Here is a 12,210-nt window from a genome sequence, read left to right on the forward strand (position 1 = left end):
ATGTTCAAAAAGCCGACCATTAGTTGCATGTTGGTGCTGAACGAGCCTGCACCTCGCAGGCTCGTCGTCTCAAACTGTCTTGACGTGCGTCGCCACTATCGGAAAAAGCTTACCCTTGAACAGGGCCAGCACGGTCCCGACGACGAGACTCGCAAATACCACGTTCGCCACGATGAAAGATGCCGGAGCCAGCCAAAGCAGCGGGCCTGCTGCGCCGCGTTCCAGCATGCGGATTGCCATCGTCGGCAACGCTGCCACGCCGAAGCTGAACGCCCAGTACGAAGGCGTAAACGATTGCTGACGAATCCACGGCAGGAGCCGCGTGAGCATCATTGCCTGATACAGACCGTAGCCGAGCAGCATGTAAGCGAAGAGATCCGGCACGCCATGCGTAATCGCAAGATACGACACGCCTCCCACCACCGGCGGCGCGAGCTGGATGCCGAGCGTGGGACGCAGCGCGTCGGGCAGCGGATCGTGTACAGCCGCGCGATGCATCACGATCGATTCGATCGCGAGCCACGAGAACACACCCGCCCCGAAGAACAACGCGCCGATCTGCGTCCAACCCAGACTCGCTGCCGCCGTTCCCGCGACGAAACTCGGCGCGACGGTCGGCAGATAGATGGCCGGCGTCGTCAGTTCGGGCTTCCGGCCGCCTTGCCAGAAGCGTCCGTGAAGATAAGCGCCTAGGCCGAGCTGACTCACCACACCCGCGACGAACAACGCGATCGCCAACTCCCGCGAATAGTTCTGCACCGCTTGCGCCGCGAGCAACGTCGATACAGGCGCGAGCGCGGCGAACGACGACTGCACGGGATGCGCCATCTCGGCGATGGCCGCGTCGCGCTCGACAAGCCACTTGCGTGCATACGCGATCATCAAAGCGAGCCAAACCGACAGCGCGCTCGCGGTCAAGAGCGGCGGCACGACGGCCGGAATCGCCCAGACATGCGCCGCCGCTCGCCATGCGCCCGCCAAGGCCAGAAGGCCCACCGCGATGCCGAAAAAAGCGACCGGCATCGGTTGACGCTTGTTCATACGATCATTGGTGTCCATTGCCCTTCTCCGTGAATGCGCGGGTAAGAACGCGTGCTGCGCTCTTGTGTCCGTCGATGGAGAAAGCTTAGGTCCGTCAGGCCGTTACGCGAATGTCGTAGCGTCTCGATTGACTACTCGATCGTCTCAAAGACGAGAGGTATCGGCGAAAATGGGCTTTCTCTGGACCGGGGATTTGCATACAGTGCCTGGCGCAGGGATGGCGAATGGTGAATGATGCGGATGGCATGCAAAGCACCACATGCAAAATGCCAAGCGCAAAGCACGATTCGCTCTACACACAGGAACAATGCATCCGACGTCATCCCACCAGGGAGGGACTGCGGCAAAACAGGCGCGGGCGCCAAGTCCGCCGCGTGTCAAACGCAGAAAGCCATCACGTCACGATCCGGGACACGCAGTAACCTCCGCGCGGATAATAGACACGACGGCATCATCCCAAACGGCACTGCGAATAGCACCCTTGGCATTAGGTGCACCGCATGCAAAACACAAAATGCCCAGCGTCGCCGGCAACTTTGCCCGTTTTGCGCCACAGCCATCAAGCACGCCAGCGCACCGGGCCATGTCACCTCGAACGTGCACGACAACAACCACGCAAAACATCGATAACGCCTGGAGAATCGAGAAGATGAGAACTTTCCCGCTGGGTCTGCCGTTCCGAGCGCTTTCAATCGCGACCGCCCTATTCCTTTCGGCTTGCGCACAGACCGGCCCGGTCGAATTCTCCGCGAGCGCCAACCCACCCGCTTCCGACAAGGACGGTCCCGCCGACTTCAGCGGCATGGACAACTCGATGAACGCCTGCAAGACGCAGTCGCGACAGGCAGGCGCGGACCGCTGCACACAGGTGCGCGCTTACGAATCCTGTATGAAGAGCAAAGGCTACATCACCGTTCTAGGCCCGGAAAACCCGCCGAACTGCGGACAGCCCGACTGGGAGCAGGACGTGCGCAAGTGGCTGCGTTGAGCCGAGTAGATTCATCGGCGGCGCGAGGTCGATGTCCACCACGCCCGTGTCGCCTAACGCCGCGCGCATCATTGCACCGACAAGCAACGACACGCTTACCACACGCTAAAGTCGGGTGATCCGCATGCCGTTATGCGGTGCATGAGAAAGAAACGCCTACACTCCCGCGATATGAACAACGCCTTCGCCGCAGCCGCCGAGGCGCTTGCCCTTTTTTGCCGTCTGCGCAACGTGGATGCCGCCGACTTGCCCGCCCAGGACGTGGATACACTGCTCGACCTCGCCTTCGAAGAAGCCGCGCAGCAAGCGGCCGCCCGTAGCGAGGCGCGCCGTCCCGGCTGAGCAAGAGTATTCACGGACGGGAGCATTACTTGCTTTTCAGAACGACATGGCGCCGTGGGCCACGCGCCGCGGAGGCTCCATGTCGAAGATACTCGGTCCGATACTGGGCCCGCACGTAGCGAACGTCGCACGTCATCCGTTCGGCTTCGTCATGCGCACGATCAAGGCATTTCGCGCCAACCAGGGCATGCTGCTCGCGGGCGCGGTGGCCTATTACGCGCTTTTGTCGATCGTGCCGCTTCTGATCCTCATCGTGATCGTGCTGTCGAAATTCATCGGACAGAAGGAACTACTCGACACGCTCTCCCATTTACTCGAATGGCTCGTGCCGGGACAGGCACGCGCAGTCGTGCGTGAACTCGCGAATTTTTTGACGCATCGGGCGGTCATCGGTTGGCTTCTTCTCATCACGATGATCTTCTTCAGTTCGCTCGCCTTCACCGTGCTCGAGAACGCGATGTCGGTGATCTTCGTGCATCGCGTGGCGATCCGCCGTCGGCACTTTCTCCTGTCCGCCTTGCTGCCGTACTGCTACATCCTGTTCTTGGGCGTCGGCATGCTGATCGTGACTTTCGTCTCGAACGGGCTTCAGGCGATGGGCACGAACAGCCTCTATTTCCTCGGCATCGAAATATCGCTCAAGGGCGTGTCGCGCCTTTTGCTGTATTTGCTCGGCTTCGCGGGCGAGGTTTTCGTGCTGACATCGATCTATCTCGTGATGCCGGTGGGACGTCCGTCACTGCGGCTCGCGTTGATAGGCAGCGTGACCGCTGCCATTCTTTGGGAAATCACGCGCCACGTGCTTGTCTGGTACTTCGCGACGCTTTCGCAGGTAAGCGTGGTGTACGGATCGCTGACGACGTCGATTGTCGTGCTGTTTAGTCTGGAGGCACTCGCCACGTTGTTGCTCTTCGGTGCGCAAGTAATCTCCGAGTTCGAGCGTTTCGGCCTGCCTCAGGCCACCGAGCCGCAACGGTTCCACACTGGCACGGGCTGAACCTATCCGCCTGATTGTCCGATTGCATTTTATGTGCGCTATCGCACATAAGTTTGACTTTCTCGTCCGACAAATAGCGCTAGATTCCCCATTTCGATGCGCGGGCGTGAACTCTGCTACGGTAGTATTCAAAATGCGAGCGACACGTCCTGTAAATGTCGATGGCATGGTGCCGCTCCAAGCACTTCGCCTATAAAATGCGGCGCCAGCCCTCCTTACGCGGGCATCGTGCAAAGCAAACTGAATTGCATCCATTGTTGAGCGCCGGGTAACGGAGGCGTTCGGCATGCTTTGTTGCGGCGAGAAGGATCAGTCGGCTGTCGCTGCATAGCCATCGATCTTCAAGGCTGTACTCATCATCCAGTGGGCCATTCGTTTGAATGGGTGCGCCACGCGGGCCTTCATATCGCACGCGCGCCATTCCACTGTTATACGGCGGTGTCGAGCGTGTTGTGTAACGCTAGTTGGACACCGCCCGACGATCACGTTCCGGAGAGCGCTGTCATGCCTCACCACGCTGAACTACCCCAGGAGAGCATCGCGGGTCACGCACGACCCGCGAATGATCCCACTGTCATTGCCATGGAAACACCGCCGCTCGATTTGGAGGATGAGCCCGTGGCGCAGCGCACACCATTGCGCTTTGGGCGTCTCGCCTTGTGGAGCGCGTCGGCGGGCGCGTTGGCCGTCGGCGTGCTGGGAACCATCGCCTACAGCATGTGGTTCTCGCACGATCAACGCGTCTATGCTGAAGCGATGTCCAGCGCACGCCAGACGTTAGGTGTCGATCAACCGACTTTTGTCGCGGCTCAGGTGCCTGCACAGGTGCAAACGCAGACGCAAGCCGTTGGCACAGTGGAAGCGGCGCCCGTCTCCGTTCGCGATGCGTCCGTGAGCACGACTGCACCCGCCGTCTATGGCGCGGACACAGTGGATGCCGCCGCTATCGCCGCCGCTCCAACGCAAGCGGCGCCGACCGTGCAACGTCCGAGCGCGGTGGCCGCAACGCGACCTCAGTCGCAAACTGCCTCGGCGCGCGGAAACCGTGCGGCTTCGGCCCAAGCGAGCGCCGGGCAGACTCAGGCTGCACGCCGTCGCGCGGCGCGCGCCAGAACGGACACCGGCCTCTTCGCGCGCGTGGGCGCGTTCTTCCATCGAGTGAGTTATCGACGCAATGCAACAGCCGGTCAGCGAGAGGAATATTCCCGTCCGTGAAGCATCGGCAGCGCCACCGATGCCCGCGGATGAAGACGCCGTGGATCGGCCGCTGCCGCATCGCATTTTGAATACCGTTCAGGCGCTCGCCCGGCGTGCGGGCATTCGCGGGCCAGCTCCGCTTGCAGCCGTGGCATTGTCGCTGCTGCTCATCGGCCTGCTTTTTCTTGCGGTTCAGGTTCGCACCATCTTTTCGGTGCAATTGCATCAGGAATACATCGGGCTCGTGCTCGAAGCAGTCGAGCGTGCCGATGCCGCGCGTAGCGCCTCGGTGGTGCTGCTGGGCACGCCGGCGAGCGATGCACAGCACCACATTGCGTACCGCCAGGCGCGCATCGAGTTTGCCGCGCGGCTCGGAAGCCTGCACGCGCTCATCGGTTCGAGCCCGGTGCCCGCGCCGCCAATGCCCGCTGACGTCCTCTCGCCTGCTGCCGATTTTCGCGCGGCCAGCAGCGCGCTCGATTCCGTCTATGCCTACTGGCGCACCGAGCGCGACCGCGCCAGCGCCGATCTGCGCGAGCGCATCGTGAGCGTGTCGCATACGCTCATCGCGTTATCGGCGATCGTGTTCGGCGTGTTGATCACGGCGATCGGAATGTATGCAAAACGCAATCGACAATTGGTCGGCATGTCGCATGAGTTCGAACACGCTTCACTGCACGACGCGATGACGGGCCTGCCCAATCGACGCAAGCTGTTCGCGTCGCTGGAGGAGTCGGCCGCGCGCCTTGCGAACGGCGCCGAACCGGCACGCATCGCCGTGTTGTATATCGACCTCGACGGCTTCAAGCGCGTCAACGATACGCACGGTCACCGTATCGGCGACGAGTTCCTGATTGCGGTATCGCGACGCTTTCGCCAGACCGTGCGTAGTGGCGACGTCGTCGCGCGTATCGGCGGCGACGAGTTCGCCGTGCTCGTGCGCGAGTTTTCCGGGGACAAGGAGCTGGCCGCGATCGCGCAACGGATTATCGATTGCGTGACCGAAACCGACATGCAGATGCGTCTTTCGCTGGTGCGAGCAAGTATCGGCATCGCGAGCTACCCGGACCGGGTGAGCGACTATTGGCGCCTCGTCGCGGTCGCCGACGACACCATGTACACAGTCAAGCGTAACGGCAAGAACAACTATGCCTTCGCCTCTCTCGCACCCGCTGCATCTGCTTCCGCTTCTATCTAGGCCGCTGCACGAAGGTCTTCCTCGCCACCGAGCGCATCGGTCAGGTCGGCGAGCATGCGCGCGAGTTCGCCTGTCATCAGCGTGAAGTCGGATTCGAAGCGTTCATCGTCGTTGGTCGCGGTGGGATCGGCGGCTTCCTTGATGACGTCGAGCGCGCTGACCCGCTTCAACGTAAGCGATGGCGTCAAGACGTAAGAAACGCGGTCGTTCCACGTCATGGCAAGCCGCATGCACTGCTTGCCCGCTTCGATATGACGGCGCATGTCTTCCGCTTCCAGCGCCTGACCCACGTAGCGGACCGTTGCATTGCCCTCGCCAGCAGAACGCAGCTCCGTATCGCGATCAAGCGTAAAGCCCGCGGGCGCTTCGCCTGTGAGGAGCCACTCGGTCATCGCGGAAACGGGCGACCGTGCCACGCGCACGCTCATCAACGGAAGATCGGTCACCGACTTGACGAGCAGACCGATGATGTCGTCGCATAGCGTCGCCGACGCAGCGTCGATCGCAAGCCAGCCATTTACAGGGTCGATCCACACGCGCGTATCGCGCCGGATGCTGAACGCGCGCGGCAAGAGTTCGTCGGTGATCTGCTCCTTGAGCTCGCGCATCTGCTTGCGGCCGGGTTTGAAGCCCTGCTGTTCTTCCACTTCGAGCGCGCGTTCCTTCGTGAACTGCGTCACGACCGAAGCAGGCAAGAGCTTCTTCTCGGCGCGATACGTAATGAGCATCTGTCGGTTGACGGCATAGACGAGCGAGTCGTCGCCGCGCGGCGAAACCCAGCCGCGCCGTTCGTTCTCGACGCTCGATGCAGCACTGAAGCCAAGTGGCGCGAGCCACTGCTGCAGCTTTTCAGGGGAGATGTTCCACGGTGCGGGCAGACGGTGAAGCTGGAGGTTTTTGAACCACATGGCGAGGTATCGATGCGTTCGGGAAAAGCGCGCCATTTTATACGACGTGGCACGAGGTCGAAGCGCGTTACACTAGAACGGCTCAAAAACGCTTGAATGCCTCAGCAATAGGAGCACCGATCATGGATGACCTGGACGCGCAAGGCACCTTCCGCGGGCTGCCGTTGACCACCGAGCAGGACGCCGAAGTGCGGCATTACATCAAGAAGAAAAAGCAGCGGAACGAGCCGTGGGATACGCCCGAACTCAACGCAATGATCAAGGACATGCTCGACCCTCCTGGCGATGACGACAATACCGCCGACATCGACGATGAAGAGGAAACGCGCTCCGTGGCCGAGCGTGCATCGGCGTTCATCGACGAAGACATGGACCCGATAGAGCACAACGAGGAATGGCACGCCGCCATGGAAGCCGAAGTGATGAAAGGGCCAAGACGCTAAAGCGATTCATAGCGGCCAGGCCAAGGCAATAAAAAGCGCCGGTAATCAGCCGGCGCCGCATGTGCTTAAAACACTGTGAGCTTTAATGTCTGTGACGCATCCAGTCGCGCGGCGGATGTGTATCGAGCCATCGTGCCTTGGGGACGTTGATATGCGGATGACGATGATGTATCACGAGAATCACCGCGGCGCATAGCAGCACGACAATGCCCACCATCAGGCTGATCATCGGTTCGGTCATAAGCAACCTCCTTAGCGGAACAAGGGGCGACGCTTGCACTGCTTGAGAGCGTGCGGCGCTTCCAGGCATCATGCGCTTAAACGAACTTCACGGCGCAGTGCATGCCGATGGAATTTTTCAAGCCAGCCTGAGGCAAAGCTTGGAGCGACCGAGCGATCCTTAAGCGCACGTTGCTTTGTATTGCGCAAATACTTCGAAGCTTGACAGAACGAGTCGCGCACGCTTGTCCTATGATGAAGAGACTTGAAGAGACGTAAGAGAGTCGCAAGAACGCTTTAGAAGAGCCGCTCAAGGACCGCTAACCGGAGACGTGCAACATGGCAACATGGAAACCCGACCCGAGCTTCTATCCTTCGCCTCGCCTTGCAGCCAAGGCTCCGCGAGAAACACTCGCCTATGTCGCGACATTCGACCCCGAGCGCAAGACGCCCGACAAGCTGGCGGTCGTCGATGTCGATCCCGATTCGCCGAACTATACGAAGATCGTCAGCGAACTCGCCATGCCCGATACCGGCGACGAACTGCATCACTTCGGCTGGAACGCCTGCTCTTCGTGTCTTTGCCCCAATGCGCCGCACCCGCATATGGAAAGGCGTTATCTCGTGGTGCCGGGGCTGCGCTCGTCGCGCATTCATATCGTCGATACGAAGCCCGATCCAAAGCAACTCAAGATCGTGCGTACGATCGAGCCCGATGAACTCGCCGAGAAAACGGGCTATACGCGTCCGCATACCGTGCATTGCGGACCGGGAGGCATCTACATCACGGCATTGGGCAATGCAGAAGGCAAAGCGCCTGGTGGCGTGCTGATGCTCGATCAACAGAGCTTCGATCCACTAGGCCGATGGGAAGTGGACCGCGGCCCGCAACAGCTTGCCTACGATGGCTGGTGGCATCTCGGTTACGACACGATGGTGACGAGCGAATGGGGCACGCCCGATACCTTCGAGAGCGGCCTCGTACCCGAACTTCTTTTAGGCGCGAAATACGGCAGAAAACTGCATTTCTGGGACTTCACCAAGCGCAAGCATATTCAGGAAATCGACTTTGGCGACGAGTATCAACTCGTGTTCGAACTGCGCCCCGCGCACGATCCGACTAAGGCATACGGCTTCGTGAATTGCGTCATCAGCTTGAAGGATCTGTCCTCGTCGATATGGACTTGGTATCGCGACAAGGACAAGTGGGCCGTCAAGAAGATCATCGACATTCCCGCGGAACCTGCCGATGCCTCGGTTCTGCCGCCGCTTCTTCAAGGCTTCGGCGCGGTGCCGCCGCTCGTCTCCGACATCGATCTCTCGATGGATGATCGCTTCCTCTACGTGTCCTGCTGGGGCACAGGCGACATGCTTCAGTATGACGTCTCCGATCCCTTCTCGCCCAAGCTCACGGGTAAGGTCCGCATCGGTGGGATCGTGTCGCGCGCCACTCATCCCGGCGCTAAAAACGGTGCACTGAATGGCGGACCGCAAATGGTCGAAGTCAGTCGCGATGGTCGGCGCGTCTACTTCACCAACTCGCTTTATGGCGCGGTGGACGCGCAGTTTTATCCCGAAGGCATCGACGGCTGGATGGTGAAGCTCGACGCCGATCCGAACGGCGGCCTTAGCACCGACAAGAACTTCTTCATCGACTGGCCGAAGGGGCACAGGCCGCATCAGATCAGGCTGCAAGGCGGCGATTGCTCGTCGGATTCGTTCTGCTACCCGTGACCTCCTCGTCGGCGTTATGGCTCACGGCTGCGGGATTGGGCGCCTTTCATGGACTCAATCCCGCAATGGGCTGGCTCTTTGCCGTCGCGCTCGGACTCTATGCGCATAGCAGGCGCGTCGTTCTGATCTCGCTCGTGCCGATTGCGCTCGGTCATGCGTTATCGGTAGGGCTCGTGCTGGTTGGCGCGCTTACGCTCGGGACCATGCTTGGACATGAGATGCTCGCGCGTGGTGCAGGCCTGGTGCTGATCGGCTGGGGCATATGGCGGCTGTGGCGCGGTCATCGTGGACGGCCTTCGGTTGGCATGCGCACGGGCCTCGCGGGCCTCGCGTTGTGGTCGTTCGTGATGTCGAGCGCACACGGCGCGGGCCTCATGCTCGTGCCGGCGCTCTTGCCCCTGTGCTCGGGCAAGCTTGCCGGCGGCGCGCTCGAAGCGGGCGCCCTCGCGCTCGCCATCCACACGGCGTCGATGCTTGCCGTCATTGCCGTCATCTCCATGCTGGCCGTGACGGTGCATGAGCGTGTGGGGCTCGGGTTTCTACGCACGGGGTGGGTCAACGTCGATTGGCTCTGGAGTGTGGCCCTCATCGCATGCGGCGCGTGGCTCTTCGTGTAGTCTGGATTCCGCTGCTGCAAGACAGGCCTCAAGGGCCGATGCACGTGGCGGACGCCGGCAGAAGTTAGGCGCTAAAGGCCTACTGTCGTCGATTGCGTGACTCAGTCAGTCCCGGCAATATCAACCGACATAACGATAAAAATAAAAGAACGCGGCGCAGAAAATTCCAGGAACAAATGGCCTAGTCGAACGAGGGGGAGCACACCGATGCGCGAAATTTCATACGAAGAACAAACCGTCAAATCCGGCAATCCGCTAGCGCGTTATGCACATCGAACGCGCATGAACATGGCGGTCGATTTGGTGACCGGACTATGTGCGAAACGCGGCACGGTGGTCGATTTCGGTGCGGGCCCTGGACTCTTTTTGCACACGCTCGGCGAAGCGCGCCCGGACGTGACGCTCGTCGGTCACGATCCATACATGGCGCCCACCTTTCCCGAAGTCAAATACGCGGAGTCGCTGAACAACGTAACGCCGCAAAGCGTCGACGTGCTGACCGCCTTCGAAGTCTGCGAGCATCTCTACGACAACGAACTGGCCATGCTGCTCGATGACGCCGCGCGCATCCTCAAGCCGAGCGGCGCGCTCGTGATCTCGGTGCCGATCATGTACGGCCTCGCGATCGCGCCGAAGGTATCGAACTGGATGCTCCGCAGTCGTTCCTTCAAGTCGGAATACACGCCTTCCGAAGTGCTCAAGTCGATGGTCGGCATGTCCGTAAGCCGGCCGATCAATCCGCGCATCACGCATAAGGGTTTCGACTTCCGTGAGTTGCGCGATCTCGTAAGCGTGGGCTTCGATATCGATGCCGTGCATATGAGCCCGGTGCCGCATATGCCTTGGTGGTTGAGTTCGCAATACTTCATGATCTGCAGGCCGAAAGCGCAAGGTTGAGGTATTTGACTGCTGGGCGATACGCCGGGAACGCGACGAATGCGGCCCGGCGTTTCACATGGCGAGCGCTTCTGCCAGGCAATTGCATTCGGCATGCAAAAGACTGAATGCAAAATGCGCTCTCACTCTTGCCGCGATACTTCTTCCGCATCTGGTAACGCGGCGGTCGTCCATCCGCCGCCGAGCGCCTTGATCAGCGCGACGCTGGCCGCCATGCGCCGCCGCTCGATACGCACCTCAGTGCGTTGATCCGATAACACGATAGCCTGCGTCACCACTACGTTCAGATACGTGATCGCGCCGTTCTCGTAGCGATTGCCAACCTTCGATAACGCGCGCTTCGCCGCATCGACCGCGTCGCGTTGCGCTTCGCTCTCACGGCGCAAAACCTCCAGCGCGTTGAGGTTGTCCTCCACTTGCCCGAAAGCCGTGAGCACCGTTTGACGATAATCAGCGACGCTCTCGTCGTAAGTCGCGCGCGCCGCATCGCGTGCCGCGGCACGGCCACCGAAGTCCAGTGCGGTGAAAGCGAGTTGCGGCCCGAGCGACCAGAAGCGGCTTGGCGCCATCAACCAGGAGCTGAAATTGGTGGCTTCGAGGCCACCCGTCGCGGCAAGCAGCAGATTCGGAAAGAACGCGGCCGTCGCCACGCCGACGCGTGCGTTGGCCTCAGCGACGCGGCGCTCGGCCGCCGCGATATCGGGCCGTCGCTCCAGCAACGCGGAAGGCACGGAAAGCGGCAGCGCAGCGAGTGCCGCCGATGGGCGCGGCGCATGCCCTTCATCGAGCGGCTCGACATCGAGCGTGAAACTCGACGGCGGCTCGCCAACGAGAATCGCGATTGCATTCACGAGGCTCGCGCGCGCGGTTTCGAGATCGATCAACTGCGCCTGCGTCGAGCGCAACTGCTCCTCCGCCTGCGCAACATCGGACTCGGCCGCGATGCCGCCTGCAAACCGGTCACGCGTCAACGCGAGCGCCTTGTCGTAGGCTTGCAGCGTCTCCTTTAAAAGCCGCTCTTCCTCCACCGTGCCGCGCAACTCGAAGTAGTTACTTGCAAGCTCGGCCTGCATCGACAGGATCGCACTTTGCAAGTCGGCTGCGCTTGCCTGCGCTCCCGCACGTCCGCCTTCGACCGCGCGGGAAATGCGGCCCCACAAGTCGGGCTCCCACGAGATTTGCGCATCGACCAGATAGTCCGGCACTGTCACGCCCGCGCTCGACTTGTACAGTATGTTCGACGACGCCCGCGACTGATTGAATGCAGCATTCGCCGTGACAGTCGGAAAGTATGCCGAACGCGCCTGCGCGACGGCCGCTCGCGCGCCGCGAAAACGCGCGGATGCCGCCGCCACCGTTTGGTTCGCGCTCGCGACGCGTTCCTCCAGAGCGTTCAATTGCGGGTCGCCGTAGATTTCCCACCAGGGAGCGCGTTGCCTGGCATCGGCGGGCTGCGCGGCTTTCCAGTTTTGCGGCAGTGTGTCCGCATGAACGGGCGCATCGGCGGGTTCTGCCGTTTTGTATGCAACGGGCATCGCCACGTCGGGCTTGCTGTAATCCGGCCCGACCGCGCATCCGCTTAACATTAGCGCCAGCACCGCCGCCAAACTTGGCATTCGGCATTTTGCA

The 12,210-nt window shown here is 61.1% G+C and carries 13 protein-coding genes; 9 read left to right on the top strand and 4 right to left on the bottom strand.

Annotation, left to right across the window (positions count from 1 at the left end; genetic code table 11):
• Window positions 1-69: 69 nt before the first annotated feature.
• On the bottom strand, window positions 70-1,059 hold the full coding sequence (gene tehA, locus QCE79_RS06960) for a dicarboxylate transporter/tellurite-resistance protein TehA (protein WP_309842957.1): 990 nt from the start codon (window positions 1,057-1,059) through the stop codon (window positions 70-72).
• Between the two features lie 631 nt (window positions 1,060-1,690).
• Between tehA and QCE79_RS06965 the strand changes: the two genes are divergently transcribed.
• The 5 genes from QCE79_RS06965 (at window position 1,691) to QCE79_RS06985 (ending at window position 5,763) form a co-directional block, all read left to right on the top strand.
• The gene (locus QCE79_RS06965) at window positions 1,691-2,029 is read left to right on the top strand and encodes a hypothetical protein (protein WP_309842959.1); all 339 of its coding nucleotides are present in this window, start codon (window positions 1,691-1,693) and stop codon (window positions 2,027-2,029) included.
• Window positions 2,030-2,200: 171 nt separating this feature from the next.
• Complete coding sequence (locus tag QCE79_RS06970) at window positions 2,201-2,371, top strand: hypothetical protein (RefSeq protein WP_250464626.1); 171 nt, start codon at window positions 2,201-2,203, stop codon at window positions 2,369-2,371.
• Between the two features lie 79 nt (window positions 2,372-2,450).
• Window positions 2,451-3,368 (top strand): YihY/virulence factor BrkB family protein, encoded by a 918-nt coding sequence (locus tag QCE79_RS06975; RefSeq protein ID WP_309842962.1) that lies wholly within the window; start codon window positions 2,451-2,453, stop codon window positions 3,366-3,368.
• 504 nt (window positions 3,369-3,872) lie between these two features.
• Window positions 3,873-4,583: a hypothetical protein gene (locus QCE79_RS06980; protein ID WP_250508978.1), complete on the top strand. Its 711-nt coding sequence runs from the start codon at window positions 3,873-3,875 to the stop codon at window positions 4,581-4,583.
• A gap of 19 nt (window positions 4,584-4,602) precedes the next feature.
• Complete coding sequence (locus QCE79_RS06985; protein WP_309842965.1) at window positions 4,603-5,763, top strand: GGDEF domain-containing protein; 1,161 nt, start codon at window positions 4,603-4,605, stop codon at window positions 5,761-5,763.
• Here the strand turns inward: QCE79_RS06985 and QCE79_RS06990 are convergent.
• Entirely contained in the window at window positions 5,760-6,671 is a 912-nt protein-coding gene (locus QCE79_RS06990) for a recombination-associated protein RdgC (protein WP_309842967.1), read from the bottom strand. The genes QCE79_RS06985 and QCE79_RS06990 overlap by 4 nt on opposite strands.
• Window positions 6,672-6,793: 122 nt before the next feature.
• On the opposite strand from QCE79_RS06990, the gene QCE79_RS06995 reads away from it, so the two are divergent.
• On the top strand, window positions 6,794-7,114 hold the full coding sequence (locus QCE79_RS06995) for a hypothetical protein (protein ID WP_250508975.1): 321 nt from the start codon (window positions 6,794-6,796) through the stop codon (window positions 7,112-7,114).
• A gap of 82 nt (window positions 7,115-7,196) precedes the next feature.
• On the opposite strand, the gene QCE79_RS07000 is transcribed toward QCE79_RS06995, so the two are convergent.
• Window positions 7,197-7,355: a hypothetical protein gene (locus QCE79_RS07000; RefSeq protein WP_309842970.1), complete on the bottom strand. Its 159-nt coding sequence runs from the start codon at window positions 7,353-7,355 to the stop codon at window positions 7,197-7,199.
• 317 nt (window positions 7,356-7,672) lie between these two features.
• On the opposite strand from QCE79_RS07000, the gene QCE79_RS07005 reads away from it, so the two are divergent.
• From QCE79_RS07005 to QCE79_RS07015, 3 genes are all read left to right on the top strand, one after another.
• A complete protein-coding gene (locus QCE79_RS07005; protein ID WP_309842973.1) occupies window positions 7,673-9,067 on the top strand; it encodes a selenium-binding family protein in 1,395 nt (464 codons plus the stop codon).
• Window positions 9,064-9,684 carry a hypothetical protein gene (locus QCE79_RS07010; protein ID WP_250492424.1) on the top strand — a complete coding sequence of 207 codons (621 nt, stop codon included), beginning with the start codon at window positions 9,064-9,066 and terminating at the stop codon, window positions 9,682-9,684. The genes QCE79_RS07005 and QCE79_RS07010 overlap by 4 nt, the downstream gene beginning before the upstream one ends.
• A 207-nt stretch (window positions 9,685-9,891) precedes the next feature.
• The gene (locus QCE79_RS07015) at window positions 9,892-10,581 is read left to right on the top strand and encodes a methyltransferase domain-containing protein (protein ID WP_309842976.1); all 690 of its coding nucleotides are present in this window, start codon (window positions 9,892-9,894) and stop codon (window positions 10,579-10,581) included.
• A 122-nt stretch (window positions 10,582-10,703) separates the two neighbouring features.
• On the opposite strand, the gene QCE79_RS07020 is transcribed toward QCE79_RS07015, so the two are convergent.
• On the bottom strand, window positions 10,704-12,197 hold the full coding sequence (locus QCE79_RS07020) for an efflux transporter outer membrane subunit (protein ID WP_309842979.1): 1,494 nt from the start codon (window positions 12,195-12,197) through the stop codon (window positions 10,704-10,706).
• Window positions 12,198-12,210: the final 13 nt, after the last annotated feature.

The sequence above is a fragment of the Caballeronia sp. LZ003 genome, from assembly GCF_031451465.1.
GTDB lineage: Bacteria > Pseudomonadota > Gammaproteobacteria > Burkholderiales > Burkholderiaceae > Caballeronia.